The following is an 18,213-nucleotide window of genomic DNA, read 5'->3' on the forward strand; positions in this document are numbered from 1 at the left end:
TCCTGGTGACCCTAGTCTTCCGGCGCCGCCGTCACGGCCGCCGCGTCGGCCAGCACCGCGCGCAGCCAGTCCGGGATCCGCTCGTCCGCGCGAGGAAAAGCCGCGACGTCGCGGGCGAACGCCACCGGCGGCAGCTCCGGGAACCACCGCGGGTCCTGGTCGTAGTTGAACGACGCCTCGGGCTCTTCGCCCGCGCGCAGCCGGAAGCTCGCGGAGAACCAGGTGCCCCGGCCCGGCTGGTACATCACCTCGCGCAGCGCGGCGATCAGGTTCGTCACCGCGGGCGGTGCGACCTCCGGCGAGCTGCCGTCGGCCATGGCGACCGTCAATTCGGTCTGGTACGCCACGACCGTCGCCCACACCCGGAACGTGACGCGCCGCCAGTTCGGCGGCAGCGCCAGCCCGACCGCGTCGAAGATCGCCGGGACCAGCTCATCAGGGCTCGCCATAACGCCTCACCGTCGCGTTGGGGTCGATGTTCTCCGGCACGTTGACGAACACCCGCTCGTACACCCGGGAAACGCGCTCGCCCGTCTCCGGGTCGACCTCGGTGACCCGCCACCGCATGACGTCCTCTTCGGACAGTCCGTCGGCCCGCCGCGGCGTGCTCACCTGCAGCAGTTCGACCTCACGGTCGGGCGGGTTGTGGTACGAGGCGAGCTGTTCCTCTTGGCGCCGCCAGGTTTCCGGCGGATCCCAGCCGTCGCGGGCGTGCCCGCTGTTGGACGCGGCCATCTGCCCGTGCATGTTGCCGTACCCCGGGGGGCCACCGCCTTCGGTGGAGACGAGGTGACCGCCCGCCCACCGGACTTCGCCGTGGTCCGGGTCGCCGCGGTAGGCGTTCTGGCCTTCGTGGCCCGCGCGGCCCTGCCCGGTGAACCGGCCGCCGGCGTCGCGGTAGTCCTCGTTCGACTCGCGGTACTCCGGCTGCCCCGTCGCGGCGTCCGTCTGGCCACGGGCATCCGTGTGGTAGTCCAGTTTCTTCGCCGGGTCGTTGAAGTTGTCGACGCGGTACTGGCAGTCGGGCAGCAGCGGGTAGTTGAAGTCCGGGTTCGCGGGCAGCTTGACGCCGTCGGCCGTCCGGCCGCCACCGGGCGTGCACTCCACCCACTTGACCTTGCCCTCGGAGTCGGTGAAGAACCGCGTCTCCGACGCGATCTCCCCGGTCTTGGTCTTGTTGACCACCCGGTATTCGGTGTCGGGCTTGAGCTCGACGTCGCCGAGCACCCGGGGCTGGGTGGGCACCGGCGTCGAGAAGTCGCCCGGCGTGGTGCGGTCCCGCGGGCGCGGGCCGGACTCGATCGTCTGCGGCGAGTCGGGCGGCCGGTGGTACGGGTTGGCCGGCGAGTCGTGCGGGTGCTCGTGCCCGGGGCGGTCGAAGTCGACGAGCCGTTCGTCGTACCTCGGGTCCGTGGGCGAGATTTCGTGCTCGCCCCAACCGTCCAAGTCGAATTCGTCGTCGTCTTCGTCCGCGTGGGACGGCGAGCCGTCTTCGTCGCCTTCGCCGCGGTGCCGGGCACTCTCGGCGTCGACGTCGTGCGGGTCGCCGTGGTGGCTGTCCGGCGCGAAGCCGTCGTCGCCGGCACGGTGGGCCGTGCCGTCCGGGTGGTGGGTGTTCCACTCGCCGTCCGGCGGGATGCGCGGGCGCATCTTCCCGTCCGGGCCGATTTCGTAGTCGGACGAGAAGACCCGGCCGTGCGCGTCGGTCCACGCCGGCTTCGTCGGGGCCATCACCTCGGTGTCGAGCTCGCGGGAAAGCCGGTGCGCGAAGTCGTTGGAACTCGCGTCGCAGCCGATCAGCCGGACGGGCCGGCCGTCGTAGTCGCCGTTGCGGCGCAAGACATCCGCGAACTCCTCCGGCGTGTAGAGCCGGTCGCCGATGCGGGCGTGGCCGTCCGGCGTGACGTGCACGTCGACGGTGTAGCGGCCGTCGGGATCGGGCTGCACGCGGTGCGGCAGGTCGCCCATGTCCGGGTCGCCGGCGTGGTACGAGCTGCCGGCCGGCGTGCTTTCGGCGTGCCGCGCGTTGACCTCGTCCGGGCTGAGCGGCTCGCCGTGGTGGGGCGGGCCACCGTCCGGGTCGTGGTGGCCGTTTTCGTGTGGGCCGTTTTCGCGCGGGCCATGGCTTTCGGGACTGTGCGGACCGCCGGGGCCGGTGTGCCCGGGGCCGCCCGGCCGGGTGCCGGGGGCGTGGCCACCGGGGCGGGTGTCGGGACCGTGGGTGCCGGGCCCGAAGCCGCGGGCCGCCGGCGCGGGCGTGTCCGGGGTGCGCGGACGCGGGGTGTCACCAGGCCGCCCTTCGGGGAGGTCGCGGCCGGGCCGTGGACGTCCGTCGGGAAGGTCGCCGCCGGTGCGGGGGCGACCTGCGGGAACGTCGTCGCCGGTGCGGGGGCGCCCGGGCGCGTCGACGTGCGGCGAGTGCGCGCCGGGGCTGCCCGGGGTGCCGGTCCAGCCGCCGCCCGTGCGCGGGGAACCAATGCCGGGACCACCGCCGCCGCCGGGTCCGCCACCGGGCGGCATGCCCCCGCTCATCGGCGCGCCACCCTGCGGCGGAACACCGGAGGCGGCACCGTCCCCACCACGCGGCGACGGGAACTGGGCTCCCGGATCGCCGGTGCGTGAAGGGGCGGGAGCGGTACCGCTGGCGGAGGTGGTGCCGTCGGCCCGCGGCGGCACGGCACTGCTGGGGCTGTCCCCACCGACGTGCGAGCCGGGCCCGTCGGCCCGCCCAGCGGGCGACGAGTGTGCAGGACTCCCCGAGCCGGCGTGGCCGGGTGTCCCGGAGTGCGTCGGTGCGGGGCCGCTGTCGGTAGCCCGTGCGGAGGGGCTGGAGTCGCCCGCGTGCGTGGGCGAACTATCGCCAGCGCGTGCCGAGGGGTTGGAATTCCCAGCGTGGGAAGGCGAGTTGTCGCCCGCGTGCGCGGGCGAGCTGTCTGCGGCGCGTGCGGAGGGGCTGGAGTCTCCGGCGTGCGCGGGCGAGCTGTCCCCGGCGCGTGCAGAGGGACTGGAATTCCCGGCGTGGGAAGGCGAACCGTCCGCGGCGCGGGAAGGCGTGTTGTCGCCCGCATGCGTGGAGGGACTGTTGTCCGCGGCCCGCGCGGACGGGCTGGAGTCTCCGGCATGCGAGGGCGAGCTGTCACCGGTGCGTGCCGAGGGGCTGGAATCCCCGGCGTGCGAAGGCGAACCGTCCCCGGCATGCGAGGGCGAGCTGTCGCCCGCGCGGGTCGACGGGCCGGTGTTCCCCGCCTGCGAGGGAGAGTCACCGCGAGCCGTCGACGGGCTCGAGTCCCCGGTCGGCGAGCCCCCGTCGCTCGCCGATGTGTCGCCGTCGCCCGCGTGGGCGCTGTCGCCGTTCGGGGAACCGGGCTCCTCGCGGCTCGGACTCCGGCGGGAGCCGGTGTCGGGCGAGGAGTCCGTGTTCATCGGGTCCGCACTCGGCGAGTCCGAATCCCCATGGCTGCCAACGGAGTCGCCCGAAGAGCCGTCCGGCGAGTCCTCCGCACCGCCGTGGGCTCTCGCGTGGACGCCTCCCTCGCCCTTGGGGACCTTGTGGACGAAGCCGCCTTCCTTGATCTTCAGTCCGTCCAGGCCGCTGACCTTGCCCAGCACCTTGCCGAAGACCTTGGCGATCTTCTCGAAGATGTCGACGAGCTTCGACAGCAGCGGCGACACCTTGCGGATCGTGTCGGTCAGCTTCTTGAGCAGGTCGCCGATCTTCTTGCCCCACTTGGCGATCGCGGCCGACGCCTGCGCGACGACGACCGGCGTGCCGAAGCCCAGCGAGAAGGCTTCCTCCATCACCCAGGAGATGAGCTTGCCGACCAGGTCCGCGATCAGCTGGCGCACGGTCTCGCGGACGAACGAGACGACCTGGCCCATGATCATGGTGACCGTGCTGATCGCGCCGGCGACCGTCGCCGCGCCGGACAGGGCGTCGCTGTGCTCGGTGGCGAACTTGCGGTAGGCGTCGGCGCCCGCGCCCTGCCACCCCGCGGTGCCCGTCTTGACCGCGTTGTCGAAGTCGGTCTTCCGTTCGCCCAGCGCCTTCGAGACGTTGCCCCAGGTGTCCGCATACGACTGGATGACCGGCGGGTTGCCCGCGAGCGAGTCCAGCATGTCCTTCAACGGCTGGATGTGCTCCATCAGGAACGACGCCACCGACGACATCAGGTACCCGAACGGGTCGACGGCCGCGCCCGCGATCTCGCCGGCCAGGCTCAGCACGCCCAGGCCACCGGAAACCCAGTCGCCGTCCTTGATCCCGTTGAACGCGTCCATCGACGACTCGGCGAGGCCGATGCCGCCGGCCCAGCCGTAGTCGCCGTTGCCGGCGGTCAGCGCGCCCGGCCCGTCGGGGTCCTGCTTGGCGTCCGCGACGAGCGGGTTGCCCTCGGGCATCACGCACCGTCCGTGGACTTGGTGAGATCGTCGGCGACCCCGGCTTCGTAGGTGTGGTACGCCGCCGCGGCTTCGCGCACCTTGCCGGAGACGGCGGTCATCGCCTGCACGGCGTCCTTGAGCGCGTCGATCCCGTACTGCTCCACCGGGTCGAGCAGCATCCGGAACGGCTGGCAGAGGATGCCGTAGGCGTCCGTCGGCATGCTGACCTGGTTCGCCGCGTCGACGGCCTGCTGCAGCCCGTCACCGATGGCGTCCAGCTGCTTGGCGTGCGCGGTGAGGTCGGTGCTGAGTTCCACGTCTGACACGGTTTTCCCCCTCAGGAAAGGATCGGGCCGCCGAAGTCGTCGTCATCGTCGTTGTCGGCCGGACGGCGGCGCCGGGGCTGCTGCGGCGGTGCCGGCGGCTGCGGTGGTGCCGGCGGAGTGCGCGGCGGCTGCTCTTCGTTGTCGTCGGGCAGGAACCGGCGGACGCGGTCGGGTTCCGGGAACGCGGGTTCGGGCTCCGGCGGCGGCTGCGGGAACGTGCTCTGCGCCTCGCGGACGATCTCCACGGCGGCCTGGTCACCCGTGCCGGTGGTCTCGGTCATGGCCTGCTGCAGCAGTTCCGGGATCCGCGCCTGCGCGCGCTGCACCAGCTGCATCACCTGCGCCGAGACCTCGGCCATCCGCTTGGCGCCGGCGGCGGACTCCGCGATGACGAGGTTCTTCAACAGCCCGCGCGAATCGACCGTCACCGTGACGAGGCCGTCCTTCGACCGCTCGGTGACCGTCTGGCCCTGCATGCGATCGGCCAGCGCCTGGTACCGGGCGGCGTTGTCCTCGAGCCGCTTGGTCCAGTTGTCGATCATCTCGTCGCTCGCGTCGACGCTGTCCGGCATCCCGGCCCTCCCTCTCGACGTCTCCACACTGACGGATCGGAGCCGCCCCTGGTTCCGGTCCGCGCGGAAACACGCCAAAGGCCACCATAGGGGACCCGGAGGTACCCGATGGTGGCCTTCGCCGTTTCGTGCGGTGGTTACAGGTTGCCTCGGCGGTCCTGTTCACGCTCGATGGCCTCGAACAGAGCCTTGAAGTTGCCCTTGCCGAAGCCCAGCGAACCGTGGCGCTCGATGAGCTCGTAGAACACGGTCGGCCGGTCGCCGATCGGCTTGGTGAAGATCTGCAGCAGGTAGCCGTCCTCGTCGCGGTCGACGAGGATGCTGTGCTCCTTGAGCGTCTCGATCGACACGCGGACGTTGCCGATCCGCGCGCGCAGCTCCGGGTCCTCGTAGTACGACGCCGGGGTGTCCAGGAACTCGACGCCGGCGGCGCGCATCGCGGTGACCGTGGCGATGATGTCGTTGGTGGCCAGCGCGATGTGCTGGCAGCCCGCGCCGCCGTAGAACTCGAGGTACTCGTCGATCTGCGACTTCTTCTTCGCCACGGCGGGCTCGTTCAGCGGGAACTTCACCCGGTGGTTGCCGTTCGAGACGACCTTGCTCATCAGGGCCGAGTACTCGGTCGCGATGTCGTCGCCGACGAACTCCGCCATGTTCACGAAGCCCATGACGCGGTGGTACCAGTCGACCCAGTAGTCCATCTTGCCGAGCTCGACGTTGCCGACGCAGTGGTCGACGGCCTGGAACAGCCGCTTCGGCGCGCCTTCGGGCCGCTTGACGGTGCTCTCGCGCGGCTCGTAGCCGGGCAGGTAGACGCCGGTGTAGCGCGACCGGTCGACCAGCGAGTGGCGGGTTTCGCCGTAGGTCGCGATCGCGGCGACGCGCACGGTGCCGTGCTCGTCGGAGACGTCGTGCGGCTCCTCGAGAACGGTCGCGCCCTGCGCGCGGGCGTGCTCGACGCACTTGTCGACGTCGGTGGTCTCCAGCGCCAGGTCGATGACGCCGTCGCCGTGCTTGCGGTGGTGCTCGAGCAGCGGCGAGTCCGGCCGCACACCACCGGTGATGACGAACCGGGCCGAGCCGGACTTGAGCACGTAGGACTTGCGCTCGAAGTTCCCCGTCTCGGGGCCGGAGTAGGCGACGAGCTGCATCCCGAACGCGATCTGGTAGTACCAGGCGGTCTGGGTCGCGTTGCCGGCGATGAACACGACCGCGTCCATGGCCTTGACCGGGAACGGGTCTGTCGAGGCGTCGTGGTCGACGAGGCCGACGAGCTGACGCAGCTGGTCGTAGCTGACGTCGTCGAGGGCACCCTGGTGGGGTTCGGCAGTCTGGGTCATACCTCGAAGGATCCGCCTCGTGAGGCAAGATGTGCAATGGTCTCAGTTTTTGCTGGACAATATGATCGGTGTTTGCGGGACATCGGCTGTCATCATGGACAACTTGTGCAGGGAAGAGGGCAATGTCGGAGAACCTCGACGCATTGGACGCGCGGCTGTTGCTGTTGCTCACCGACACCCCGCGGCTGGGGGTGCTGGAGTGCGCCCGCCGCCTCGGGGTGGCCCGCGGCACGGTCCAGGCGCGCCTGGACCGCCTGGCCGAGCGCGGCATCCTCGGCGGGTTCCCGCCGGAGCTCGACCTCGCGGCGATGGGCTACGGCCTCACGGCGTTCGCGGTGATCGAGATAGCGCAGGGCCGCCGCGCGGAGGTGGCGGAGGCCCTGGCGGCGATCGACGAGGTCTGCGAGGTCCACGCGACGACGGGCCAGGGCGACTTGTTCGTCCGCATGGTGGCGCGGGGCAACGACGACCTGCAGCGGGTGATCGACGAGGTGGTCGGCGTCCCGGACGTCCAGCGGACGTCGACGTCGATCGCGCTGTCGACGCCGGTCCCGCCGCGCGTCCGCCCCCTGCTGGAACGCACCGCCCGCGGCTGACCCGGGCTTTGACTCAGTCCTTGTCGACGACCTGATCCAGGTAGCGCTTCGCCGAGCGCTGCACGACCTCGAAGCCGTCGGTGCGCACGATCGCGTCCCACCACGCGCCGTAGATCGCCTCGAAGCGGTAGCCCGCCAGCAGTTCCGCCGCGCGGCGGACGATGTGCGGGCGCTCCGGGACGAGGTTCGGGTAGCTGTACATGAAACCGACGTGCGTGCGGTCGGGGATCACCTGCACGATGTCGCCCGACAGCAACGCGCCGCGGCCCTCTTCGCCCGCCGGCCAGTGCAGGACCGTGCCGCCGTCGAAGTGGACGCCCAGGTTGATCAGCCGCAGGTCGGGAGCGACGTCCAGGGTCGTGCCGGACCACAGCTGCACCGCCGGGTCGGGCCGGCCGATCCACTGCCGATCGCCTTCGTGGAGGTGGATCGGTGCGTCGAACGCGTGCGCCCACTCGACCATCGTCGTGTAGTAGTGCGGGTGGCTGATCGCGATTCCGGTGATCCCGCCGAGGGCGCGGACCCGCTCGACGAGCGCGTCGTCGAGGTACGCCGCGCAGTCCCAGAGGAAGTTGCCGGACTCCGCCTGCACCAGCAGGGCGCGTTCGCCGATCGCGAACCCGGGGTTCGAGCCGACGCCGACGATGCCGGGGCCCTGTTCCTCGACGCGCGGGGTGTACGTGCCGCTCGCGCGGAGTGCGGCCAGGTTCGTCCACTGCTGCCCGGCCGCCGGGACGTACTGGCGTTCGTCCTCGCAGACCGGGCAGTTGTCCCGGGCCTCGGCGTACTGCATGCCGCAGGCCTGGCAGATCGGTTCCGTGCTCACTGACGTCCTCCCGGAATGTGGCTCCTGGGAGGACACGCTAGCTGCGGGGACGCGCGCCCGGCGACGGATAAACCGGGCGCGCCCGGACCGCTACTTGCCGTCGCTGTAGGGGACGGCCTTGACGAGGGTCACCTTCTGGGACTTGCCGTTCGGCAGTTCGTACTCGCGCGACTCGCCCTCCTTGGCGCCGAGCAGGGCCTTGCCCAGCGGCGACTCGGGGGAGTAGACGTCGAGGCCGCCCTCGGCGCCCTCTTCGCGGGTGGCGAGCAGGAACTTCTCCTCGTCGTCGTCACCGTCGTACCGGACGGTCAGCACCTTGCCCGGGCCGGCGGTGCCGTCGTTGGCCGGCGCCTCGCCGACCTTGGCCCCGCGCAGCAGTTCCTGCAGGTGCCGGATGCGTGCCTCGGCCTGGCCCTGTTCTTCACGGGCGGCGTGGTAGCCGCCGTTCTCCTTGAGGTCGCCCTCTTCGCGGCTGTCGTTGATGCGCGCGGCGATAACCGGCCGATTCTCGATCATCTCGTCGAGCTCGGTCTTGAGCCGGTCGTAGGCATCCTGGGTCAGCCAGGTCACCTTGGTGTCGCTCACGGTCACCATCTCCTCGTCGGGCCTGCCAGGCTTGCGTGTTCAAGCCGGCCCACACGGGCCTAGGTGCCCGCGTGGCTGAGATAAAGGAAAAACACGGCCCGTCGTGGGCCGTGCTGAGGGGTCAGACTATCACGGCACGACAGGGCCAAGCCCCTTTTTTCCGCGCGTCGTGGGCGTTGAGCGCGCGGTTCACCCCGTTGGCCGCTATGGGGTTGACAGGTACCGTGGTATGTCGTACGAGCAGCCGTACACGTCGGCGGTCACCGGAGCCCCGATGCTCTTGATCGTGGTGGTGATGGTGCTGTAGTTCGCGCCGGCGGGAATCAGGAGCTCTTTGCGGCCGCTCTCGGCGCCGGTCTTGTCGCGGACGCGGACGACGCACACGCCCGGCCGGTTGTTGTCGTCACGGGTCACGTTGAGGGTGATTTCCATCGCGTTGCCCGGTTTGCCGCTGAAGGCGACGCGCTCGGCGTCGATCGGCGCGGACCCGAGGTTGACGTAGGCGACGTACGCGACCACCCCGCTGACGACCAGGGCGATGGCCAGGAACAACCAGCGCCGCCAGCGCCGGGACGTCGGTGCGCGGTCGGTGCCGTAGCGGCCTTCGGGGAGCGTCGACGCGCTGCTCCCGACGACCGTTTCCGCCGGTCCGCCTGCCAACCCGGGGCCTCCTGCTCGAACTTGTCGTACCCCTGGGGACAATGGTGTCGTCCGGCACGGGTACCGCCTACGGGACCCGAGTATCCGCTGGCCGGGTGCGCGCCGCGCAGGTGGGTCCTGGGTGGGTTACGGAATAAGGGTCGAGAGGGAGTCGTTCGGAGCATGGTGGAAGCTGACGAGCTGAGGAACACCGCCGGGCCGCGCCTGCGCATGATGGCCGTGCACGCGCACCCGGACGACGAGTCCAGCAAGGGCGCCGCCAGCATGGCGCGCTACGCCGCCGAGGGCCACGAGGTGCTGGTCGTCACGTGCACCGGGGGTGAAGCGGGGAGCATCCTGAACCCCGCGATGGACCGCCCCGAAGTGCTGGCCAACATGAGCGAGGTCCGCCGGGAGGAAATGGCCCGCGCGGCCAAGATCCTCGGCGTGAGCCAGCGCTGGCTGGGCTTCGTCGACTCCGGCCTGCCGGAGGGCGACCCGCTGCCGCCGGTGCCCGAGGGCTCGTTCGCGGTGGTGCCGCTGGAGGAGTCCACCGAGGCGCTGGTGCGCGTGATCCGGGAGTTCCGCCCGCACGTCATCACCACCTACGACGAGAACGGCGGCTACCCGCACCCCGACCACATCCGCACCCACGAGGTGTCGATGGCGGCGTGGGACGCGGCGGCCGACCCGGACCGCTTCCCCGACGCCGGCGAGCCGTGGCAGCCGCTGAAGCTGTACTACATGCACGGGTTCTCGAAGGCCCGGATGATGGCCTTCGACGCCGCCTTGAAGGAGGCCGGGCTCGAGTCGCCGTACACCGAGTGGCTGGCGAAGTGGGACCCCGACCGGGCCGATGTGATGGAGCGGGTGACGACCCGTGTCGAGTGCGGTGAATACTTCGAGGCGCGGGACGAGGCGCTGAAGGCGCACGCCACGCAGATCGACCCGAACAGCCGCTGGTTCTTCGTCCCCCTGGAGATCCAGCGGGCGACCTGGCCGACCGAAGAGTACGAGCTGGTCAAGTCGCAGGTGGACAGCACGTTGCCGGAGGATGACCTGTTCGCCGGCATCAAGGAGAAGGTGAACACATGAGTCTGACGCTGCCGGCCGTCGTGGCGCTTCCGGTGACCGCGTCGGCGGTGGTGCTGGCGCAGCAACCCGGCAACGGCGACAACGGCGGGCAGGGGGAGGACTTCGGCAAGTCGTCCCCGGTCGGCTTCCTGGTGCTGATCCTGTTCCTCATCGCGGTGGCCTTCCTGGTGCGCTCGATGACGAAGCACCTCAAGCGCGTCCCGGCCAGCTTCGACGAACCGGCCGAGAAGGCCGAGCCGGCACCGGCCGAGGGCGAGCCGCAGGCGAAGGCCGAGCCGGTCGAGAAGACGAAGGCGACCGAGGACACCTCGCCCGCCAAGGCCGACTGACCCGCGTCAGCACCGCCCGCGTCGTGCATCAGCAGGGCGACCTGGGTGCGGTTGCCCAGGTCCAGCTTGGTCAGGATGCGGGCAATGTGCGCTTTGACGGTCGTCACGCCCACGTGCAGGTCCGCCGCGATCTCGGCGGTCGCCGCCCCGCGGCCGACGCCGTCGGCGACCTCCTGCTCCCGCGGGCTCAGCGCGGACAGCGCCCGCGTGGCCCGCTCGTAAGTTCCGGCCTCGGTCGCCGCGCGGTCCATCAGCCGCCGCGTCACCCGCGGCGAAAGGATCGGCTCGCCGTCGGCCACCCGCCGGACGGCGTCCGCGATCTGCGGCGGCGGCGCGTCCTTCAGCAGGAACCCGCTCGCCCCGGCCCGTAGCGCCAGCAGCACGTTCTCGTCCGTGTCGAACGTCGTCAGCACGATCACTTCCGGCGGGTTCGGCCGCGCCCGCACGCGCCGGGTCGCGGTGATCCCGTTGACACGCGGCATCCGGACGTCCATCAGCACGACGTCGGCGGGGTGCGCGTCGAGCGCCGCGGCCACTTCGTCACCGTCGGCGGCCTCGCCGACCACGCGGATGCCGCCGAAACCGTCGAGCATCAGCGTCAGCCCGGCGCGGACGAGGTCGTCGTCGTCCACCAGCAGCAACCGGGTCATCGCGGCCACGGCAGCCAGGCCCGCAGCCGGAACTCGCCGCCGGTCCGCTGGTGGTCGAGCTGCCCGCCGGCCAGCCGGACGCGCTCGGTGAGGCCGACGAGCCCGTGCCCGGCCACCCGCTGGGGATCCCCGGCCGGGCCGAGCGGGTTGGTGACGTCGATCTCCAGCCGGGCCCCGGCTTCCCCGCCCAGTGCGATCCGCACCGGCTGGCCCGGCGCGTGCTTGCGGGCGTTCGTCAGAGCTTCCTGGACGACGCGGTAGGCGGTGCGTCCCGCCATCCCCGGCACCCCGCCGACCTCGCCGGTCACCTGCACCGCCGTGCCGACCGCGCGGGACTCCTCGACGAGCCCCGGCAGGTCGGTCAGCTCGGGCACGGGCTGTTCCGTGCCGTCGAGCACCGGGTCGTCGTGCAGCAACCCGATCACTTCCCGCAGCTCGCCGAGCGCCTGGTGCGCCCCGGCCCGCACCACCCCGGCCGCCTGGGCGAGCTTCTCCGGCGGGGCGTCGGGCCGGTATTCGAGCGCGCCGGCGTAGGTCGCGAGCAGCGAAAGGCGGTGCGCGAGGACGTCGTGCATCTCGCGCGCGATCGACGCGCGTTCGGCCGCGCGCGCCTCGGCGATGCGCCGGCCCTGCTCGGCTTCGGCGCGCAGGGCCCGTTCGTTGAGGGCGATGAGCACGGCGTCACGGCCCGCGGAGAGCGCGCCGAGCCCGACGACGGCGACGTGCGCGAGCACCGCCAGCGCCAGCCACCAGCCGTAGGGCAGCCCGGCGGTCGGCCGCCAGAGGCCACGCAGGGCGTGGGCCGCGACACCGGCCACGGCGACGGCGACCGCGTGGCTCCACGGCCGGGACCGCGCGACCTGCAGCACGCCGAGCACGGCGGGCGGTGTCGCGAGCGGCGACAGGACGGCCAGCACCGCCAGCGCGAGCGTGCTCCGCACCGGCCGGCGGAACACCAGCGGCACGAGCGCGCAGCCGAGCAGCCCGGCCAGGACGTCGTAGGCCCGCAGGTCACCGGACGCGTACTGCCCCCAAGCTGTCGCGGCCGCACCGACGACCGCCGCGGCCGTCAGCGGGCCAGGGCGGACGCAGGTCGCCGAGCCGGTCATCACCCGAGCGTACGACCGGAGGGAGGGGCCGCACAGCGACCTGAGTCCACACGGTCGCGGATCGAGCCGGCCGGGCGCGACCACTAGAGCCGCGGGTCCACCGGGTCCGACTCCAGCGCCAGCACCGCGAAGACGCACTCGTGGACCCGCCACAGCGGCTCGCCCCGCGCGACGCGTTCCAGTGCTTCCAGCCCGAGCGCGTACTCCCGCAGCGCCAGCATCCGCTTGCGGTTGAGGCCCCGCTTGCGCAGCCGCTCGAGGTTCACCGGCAGTGTGTAGTCCGGGCCGTAGATGATCCGCAGGTACTCGCGCCCGCGCACCTTCACCCCCGGCTGCGCCAGCCCGCGCGCGCCGCGGGTCAGGTTGGCCGCCGGCTTGACGACCATGCCCTCGCCGCCCGCGGCCGTCAGCTCCTCCCACCACGCGACGCCCACGGCGACCGACGTCTCGTCGAGGACGTCCACCGCCAGCGTCCGGGTGCGCTGGAAGCGCGGCCCGGTCAGCTTCTCGAGCAGGGACAGGTGCCACGAGTGCGGCCGGTCGTGGTAGCTCGCGCCCTCCGAGGCCAGCAGCTGGAACGGTGCCAGCCGCACGCCGTCGAGCCCCTCGGTCGGCCAGCAGTAGCGCCGGTACGCCGCCCGGTAGGAGTCCACAGTGGACTCACGGGCAGTCGTCCGCGCCAGCAGGTCCGTGACGTCGATGCCGCGCGCGGCCGCCGTCGCCAGCGCGGAGACGGCGGCGGGCAGGACGGCCTGGGCGGCCGCCCCGACCGACGCGTACTGGTCCGAGATCAGCGAACCCGCCTTCGCGCTCCACGGCAGCAGTTCGGCGTCGAACAGCAGCCAGCCGCTGTCCAGCTCGTCGAACAGCCCGGCCGCCGCCGAACGCACGTCCGCCAGCAGCTCGAGATTCTGCGCCGCCGAGAAGAACGGCCGTCCGGTGCGCGTGTAGACCGCTCCGCCGCCCTGGACCCCGAAGCGCTTGTAGGCGACGTCGTCGTCCCGGCAGACGAGCACGACGGCCCGCGAACCCATGTGCTTCTCCTCGCACAGCACCGACTGGACGCCGGCCGCGCGGAACTCGGCGAACGCCTCCTCCGGGTGCTCCAGGTAGTCCGCGCGCGAAGACGTCGAACACGGCGCCATCGTCGGCGGCAGGTAGGCGAGCCAGCGCGGGTCCACCGCGAACCGGCTCATCACCTCCAGCGCCGCGGCCGACTGCTCCGCCGAGACGCCGACCCGGCCGTGCTGCATGGTCTGCACGACCCGCTTGCCGGTGACGTCGGCCAGCTCCAGCACGGCGGGCTCACGCCCACCGAGCGGCCGCGACGCGTCGAGCGGCTTCGTCGGCTCGTACCAGACCTGGTGCGCCTTCACCGAGACGACGTCGCGCTCCGGGTAGCGCAGCGCCGTCAGCTTCCCGCCGAAGACGGCCCCGGTGTCGAGGCACATGGTGTTGTTGACCCACTCCGGTTCCAGCGTCGGCGTGTGCCCGTAGAGGACCATCGCGGACCCGCGGTAGTCGCGCGCCCACGGCAGCCGCACCGGCAGGCCGTACTCGTCGGTCTCGCCGGTCGTGTCGCCGTAGAGCGCCATGCTGCGGACCCGCCCGGACGCGCGCCCGTGGTAGCGCTCGGGCAGCCCGGCGTGCGCGACGACGAGCTTGCCGCCGTCGAGGACGTAGTGCGCGATCAGGCCGTCGCAGAACTCGTGCGCCTGACGGCGGAACTCCTCGGTCTCGGCGCCGAACTGCTCCAGCGACTCGGCGAGCCCGTGCGCGACGTTCACCTTGCGCCCGTGCAGCGCGCGCACCAGCTTCTGCTCGTGGTTCCCGCAGACGACCAGCGCGTTGCCGCTCTCGGCCATTCCCATCACGCGCCGCAGCACGCCCGGCGTGTCCGGCCCGCGGTCGACGAGGTCGCCGACGAACACCGCGGTCCGCCCTTCGGGGTGCACGCCGTCGGCGTAGCCCAGCTCGGCCAGCAGCTCCTCGAGCTCGGCCGCGCAGCCGTGGACGTCGCCGATGACGTCGAACGGCCCGGTCAGCTCGCGCTTGTCGTTGCGCAGCGGCTCGACGGCGATCTCCGCCTCGGCCACCTCGGTCTCGCCGCGCAGCACGTGCACACGCCGGAAACCCTCGCGCTCCAGCGACTTCAGCGACCGCTGCAGCTCACCGCGCTGCCGCCGGATCACGTGCTCGCCGAAGTCGCGGTCGGGCCGCCCGGCGTTGCGCGCCGCGCACACGCCCAGCGGCAGGTCGAGCACGATCGCCGTCGGCAGCACGTCGTGCTCCTTCGCGAGCTTCACCAGGCTCGCCCGCGACGCGCGCTGGACGTTCGTCGCGTCGATGACGGTCAGCCGCCCGGCCGCGAGCCGCTTGCCCGCGACGTAGTGCAGCGTGTCGAAGGCGTCGGCGGACGCGGACTGGTCGTTCTCGTCGTCGGCGACGAGCCCGCGGAAGAAGTCGCTGGAGAGCACCTGCGTCGGCGCGAAGTGCGTGCGCGCGAACGTCGACTTGCCGGAGCCGGAAGCGCCGACGAGCACGACGAGGGACATCTCGGGAACGGTCAGCTTCACGCGGCCACCTCCTTGTCACTGGTCGTGAAGACCGCCATCTGGGTCGGCGGTCCTGAATCCTGGTCCTCCGGTCCGACTGGCAGGTAACGAACGGCGTAGCGATTCCGGGCCGCGACGCCGTCCGCCCACTCGCGGAACTCCGCCCGGGTCCATTCGAACCGGTGATCGGCGTGCCGGAAATGCCCCATCGGGAGGAATTCGAACAGCCGGTTGTACTCCGCGTTGGGCGTCGTGACGATCACCGTCCGCGGCGCCGCGACCCCGAAGACGGCGTGCTCCAGGGCCGGCAGGCGCTCTTCGTCGACGTGCTCGACGACCTCCATCAGCACGGCCGCGTCGTACCCGGCCAGCGCCGGGTCGGCGTAGGTCAGCGCGGACTGCCGCAGCGTCACCCGGCTGTGGTGCTTGAGCCGCTTCTCCGCGATGTCCAGCGCGGAGGACGAGACGTCGACGCCGACGATCTCGGTGAACGACGGCTCCTTCTCGAGCACGCGCAGCAGCGCGCCGGGACCGCAGCCGAGGTCGAGGACGCGCTGGGCGCCGGCGGCCCGGAGCGCGGCGAGCACGCTGCCGTGCCGCTGCGTGGACAGCGGTTCGGGCCGGTCGGGGACCTCGGTGACCAGGGCTTCGGCCTCGGCCGGGACGTCGTCCGCCTCGGCGAGCCGCGACAGCGCGTAGTTGACGACCGGACGGCGTCGCTCGAGGTAGCGGTTGGTGATGAGCGTCCGCTCGGGGTGCCCGCCGAGCCAGCCCTCGCCGGCGCGCAGCAGCTTGTCGGCCTCGTCCTGGCCGACCCAGTAGTGCTTGTCGCCGTCGAGCGCGGGCAGCAGGACGTAGAGGTGGCGCAGCGCGTCGGCAACGCGCTGGGTGCCAGTCAGCCGCAGGTCGACATAACGACTGTCGCCCCACTGCGGGAACTCCGGGTCGAGCGGGATCGGCGTGGCCGTGACGCGCCAGCCGAGCGGCTCGAACAGCTTGTGCACGACCTCGGCCCCGCCGCGCGCGGACAGCGACGGCACGTGGATCTCCAGGTCGAAGGCCTCGTCGACCAGCTCGGGCCGCGCGGTGCAGCGCCCGGCGAGCGCCGTCGCGAACGCCGCCCGCAACGCCACCGCGAGGTACGAGCCACCGGCGTAGGGCCGGTCGTTGACGTACTGCGTCAGCGACGTCCCGCCGCCGCGCACGAGCTCGATCGCGTCGATGTCGACGAACAACGCGGCGGTGCACTTCTGCGGCATCGCCTCGGGGTAGAAGACGTGCGCGGTGCCGGCGGAGAGCGCGACCGACTGGGCTTTCTCCGGATGCTTGTGCAGGAGGAAGCCCAGGTCGGTGGCGGGGGTACGGGTGGTCGTGATGGTCAACAGCACCGCGCAAGTGTGGCTGACGCCCCGGTGACCGCGCGCCCGGTTTTCCGGAGTGCGACCCTGAAGGCATGAACCGCCTCGCCAGCGCGACCAGCCCGTACCTGCTTTCCGTGGGTTACGCCGCGAGCCACTGGTGCCATGCGATGCATTAAGGAAGCTAGTGGTCGCGCCGGCAATTCGACGAGTTGGGAGGGCTCGTCACGAGGGCCTTCTCACGCGAGGTTGCCAATCCACGTCCTTTAGATGGATCGAGTCCATGTGTACCCGGTGTCGATCCAGTTCTATGGTCGTCTTCTGCACGGTATAATGACTGTCATTGTGTGGCCAGTCCGGCCTTTCGAGCAAATCGATCACATCTGTTAGAGTGCCGACTCCGTTTAGGCTTGCGAGGTACCTCATGGAGATTGCCGTCATTTTGGGTTCCGGCAACGGTCGCGCAGTCAACTGCTGCGGAGTGCCTATGCACCACGTCCATTTGACATCTTGAAATGCAGGCCACCCGTGTGGTAGTTCCACTTTCGACTCGCCGGCTCCGAGAATCTCGCGAATGCGACCCAGCTGTCGCGCTGCGGCGGTGATGTTTTCTTCGATCTTGAGTGTCTCGGGTAGAGTCACGGCGTCGATGGGCGATTTCACTTCGAAGACCACGCCGCGCATGGTCGTAGCGTCGACTGCGACGACATCCAAATCGCCAACGATCTTGCCGGTAGCGTTCCGTACCTTGAGTCGTTCGGCTACTCGGGTTCCGTCGATTGTGCGAAGCCATGTTGCCCACACGTTCGCTCGATTCCCCTGTCGCCGACCGATCGGGCCGTACGAGGCTGGGTCGTAGGCGGCGGTCCGCAGCATCAGCGAGTCGAACGCACGCGGGAATAGGAGGAGAGGTAGGATGGTAATGATCTCGCCGTTTGGTATGAGGAGCGATCTGCGGACTGAGCGACCTGCCCCTGCGGTCAAGCGATCGAGGGCTTCGTCGATTACCGGTATGGTAGAGCTGCTGCAGAGATTCTCCATCCAATCAATTATTGTGCTGCGAGAAGCATGTATGAGTGTCACTCCGGGAGCCTGAACCCTCGCGTGTGCCAGTTCTCCGAGCTGGGCTGTTGCCATTAGCACGCTGAGAATCTCGGCCATGGACCCGACTTTCAACCCCTGGCCCAGATCGAAATCATCCGCGAGAGGGCCCTCTGTTGGTGGGGCTTGCCACTCTCTGATCGCAGTCAATGCCCGATCGGTGGCCATCTGCATAAGCTCAAGCGGCGGTTCGAAATTGTTGAGCTGTTCTCGGGTCTGCCTTGCCGCCCATTCTAGTTCTGCTGCCGACGGTGTCGAAGGTGTGTGCGTGCTCGACCTCCGTTCTAGGTAAAGGTCTGCGACCTCGGGTGCAACGTTCCACTGGTGGATGACTCGGAATTCATTTCCGGTTTTCCTAATTCTGTAGGCGCCTGTTCGAATTCCGGTTTCGAGCGGTATAATCCTCGCGAACTTCAAAGCCAGGCGCAATGCGTCGAAAACTTCTCCCTCGGCGATACCCTTTTCCCCCAGTGAGTGATCGTAGTGCCATCCCAGTAAAATCTCGACAAGTGTCTCCCAGGGGAATTCGGTGAAGTTGACGCCGTGTCTGAACGACTCGGCGCGTGGGCGAACGGCCATCTGTAGCAGTGCATGAACCCTGGTGGCATCCGTAGACCAAATGGCTAGGTCGTCGACCTGTCTCCGATAGTCGGCAATGATTTCCAGAAGCTCTGCCTCAGGTGTCATGTTGCTCCGAATCGCGTAGCCTGGGTTGCAAGTGTCAAAGATACGCGAACAAGTCAATGGCGCGG

The 18,213-nt window shown here is 70.5% G+C and carries 15 protein-coding genes and 1 pseudogene; 3 read left to right on the top strand and 13 right to left on the bottom strand.

Translation table 11 applies throughout. The features are described 5' to 3' along the window. Nucleotides 1–11: 11 nt before the first annotated feature. The 5 genes from ACLJQZ_RS14685 to hppD all read right to left on the bottom strand — a co-directional run bounded on the left by ACLJQZ_RS14685 (nucleotide 12) and on the right by hppD (nucleotide 6,618). Nucleotides 12–449, bottom strand: coding sequence for a hypothetical protein (locus ACLJQZ_RS14685; protein WP_410620555.1), 438 nt, complete (start codon nucleotides 447–449; stop codon nucleotides 12–14). Then, entirely contained in the window at nucleotides 436–4,398 is a 3,963-nt protein-coding gene (locus tag ACLJQZ_RS14690; RefSeq protein WP_410620556.1) for a hypothetical protein, read from the bottom strand. Before ACLJQZ_RS14690 ends, ACLJQZ_RS14685 begins: the two co-directional genes overlap by 14 nt. Next, nucleotides 4,398–4,706 (bottom strand): type VII secretion target, encoded by a 309-nt coding sequence (locus tag ACLJQZ_RS14695; RefSeq protein WP_247057704.1) that lies wholly within the window; start codon nucleotides 4,704–4,706, stop codon nucleotides 4,398–4,400. The genes ACLJQZ_RS14690 and ACLJQZ_RS14695 overlap by 1 nt, the downstream gene beginning before the upstream one ends. An 11-nt stretch (nucleotides 4,707–4,717) precedes the next feature. Then, nucleotides 4,718–5,278 carry a YbaB/EbfC family nucleoid-associated protein gene (locus tag ACLJQZ_RS14700; protein WP_410620557.1) on the bottom strand — a complete coding sequence of 187 codons (561 nt, stop codon included), beginning with the start codon at nucleotides 5,276–5,278 and terminating at the stop codon, nucleotides 4,718–4,720. A 137-nt stretch (nucleotides 5,279–5,415) separates the two neighbouring features. Beyond that, the gene (gene hppD / locus ACLJQZ_RS14705) at nucleotides 5,416–6,618 is read right to left on the bottom strand and encodes a 4-hydroxyphenylpyruvate dioxygenase (RefSeq protein ID WP_410620558.1); all 1,203 of its coding nucleotides are present in this window, start codon (nucleotides 6,616–6,618) and stop codon (nucleotides 5,416–5,418) included. A 122-nt stretch (nucleotides 6,619–6,740) separates the two neighbouring features. Between hppD and ACLJQZ_RS14710 the strand changes: the two genes are divergently transcribed. After that, nucleotides 6,741–7,214, top strand: a complete 474-nt coding sequence (locus ACLJQZ_RS14710; protein WP_410620559.1) for an Lrp/AsnC family transcriptional regulator — start codon at nucleotides 6,741–6,743, stop codon at nucleotides 7,212–7,214. A gap of 13 nt (nucleotides 7,215–7,227) precedes the next feature. Here ACLJQZ_RS14710 and ACLJQZ_RS14715 read toward each other — a convergent pair whose 3' ends face one another. From ACLJQZ_RS14715 to ACLJQZ_RS14725, 3 genes are all read right to left on the bottom strand, one after another. Then, nucleotides 7,228–8,040 carry an MBL fold metallo-hydrolase gene (locus ACLJQZ_RS14715; RefSeq protein WP_410620560.1) on the bottom strand — a complete coding sequence of 271 codons (813 nt, stop codon included), beginning with the start codon at nucleotides 8,038–8,040 and terminating at the stop codon, nucleotides 7,228–7,230. Between the two features lie 90 nt (nucleotides 8,041–8,130). After that, the gene (gene greA / locus ACLJQZ_RS14720) at nucleotides 8,131–8,634 is read right to left on the bottom strand and encodes a transcription elongation factor GreA (RefSeq protein WP_247057692.1); all 504 of its coding nucleotides are present in this window, start codon (nucleotides 8,632–8,634) and stop codon (nucleotides 8,131–8,133) included. 195 nt (nucleotides 8,635–8,829) lie between these two features. Further along, nucleotides 8,830–9,285, bottom strand: a complete 456-nt coding sequence (locus ACLJQZ_RS14725; RefSeq protein ID WP_410620561.1) for a DUF4307 domain-containing protein — start codon at nucleotides 9,283–9,285, stop codon at nucleotides 8,830–8,832. A gap of 162 nt (nucleotides 9,286–9,447) precedes the next feature. Here ACLJQZ_RS14725 and mca point away from each other — a divergent pair, with 162 nt between their 5' ends. Continuing rightward, on the top strand, nucleotides 9,448–10,359 hold the full coding sequence (gene mca, locus ACLJQZ_RS14730) for a mycothiol conjugate amidase Mca (RefSeq protein ID WP_410620562.1): 912 nt from the start codon (nucleotides 9,448–9,450) through the stop codon (nucleotides 10,357–10,359). Next, a complete protein-coding gene (locus ACLJQZ_RS14735; protein WP_410620802.1) occupies nucleotides 10,356–10,688 on the top strand; it encodes a hypothetical protein in 333 nt (110 codons plus the stop codon). The genes mca and ACLJQZ_RS14735 overlap by 4 nt, the downstream gene beginning before the upstream one ends. 41 nt (nucleotides 10,689–10,729) lie before the next feature. Here the strand turns inward: ACLJQZ_RS14735 and ACLJQZ_RS14740 are convergent. The 5 genes and pseudogenes from ACLJQZ_RS14740 to ACLJQZ_RS14760 all read right to left on the bottom strand — a co-directional run. Next, nucleotides 10,730–11,338, bottom strand: a pseudogene (locus ACLJQZ_RS14740) (response regulator transcription factor); the annotation flags it as partial. After that, nucleotides 11,335–12,447 carry a sensor histidine kinase gene (locus ACLJQZ_RS14745; protein WP_410620563.1) on the bottom strand — a complete coding sequence of 371 codons (1,113 nt, stop codon included), beginning with the start codon at nucleotides 12,445–12,447 and terminating at the stop codon, nucleotides 11,335–11,337. The pseudogene ACLJQZ_RS14740 and the gene ACLJQZ_RS14745, both read right to left, overlap by 4 nt. Nucleotides 12,448–12,530: 83 nt before the next feature. Further along, nucleotides 12,531–15,023 carry a polynucleotide kinase-phosphatase gene (locus tag ACLJQZ_RS14750; RefSeq protein ID WP_410620564.1) on the bottom strand — a complete coding sequence of 831 codons (2,493 nt, stop codon included), beginning with the start codon at nucleotides 15,021–15,023 and terminating at the stop codon, nucleotides 12,531–12,533. After that, complete coding sequence (locus ACLJQZ_RS14755; RefSeq protein ID WP_410620565.1) at nucleotides 15,020–16,390, bottom strand: 3' terminal RNA ribose 2'-O-methyltransferase Hen1; 1,371 nt, start codon at nucleotides 16,388–16,390, stop codon at nucleotides 15,020–15,022. Before ACLJQZ_RS14755 ends, ACLJQZ_RS14750 begins: the two co-directional genes overlap by 4 nt. Nucleotides 16,391–16,585: 195 nt before the next feature. Continuing rightward, nucleotides 16,586–18,148 carry a hypothetical protein gene (locus ACLJQZ_RS14760; RefSeq protein WP_410620566.1) on the bottom strand — a complete coding sequence of 521 codons (1,563 nt, stop codon included), beginning with the start codon at nucleotides 18,146–18,148 and terminating at the stop codon, nucleotides 16,586–16,588. Nucleotides 18,149–18,213: the final 65 nt, after the last annotated feature.

Source organism: Amycolatopsis sp. cmx-8-4 (genome assembly GCF_046548675.1).
GTDB lineage: Bacteria > Actinomycetota > Actinomycetes > Mycobacteriales > Pseudonocardiaceae > Amycolatopsis.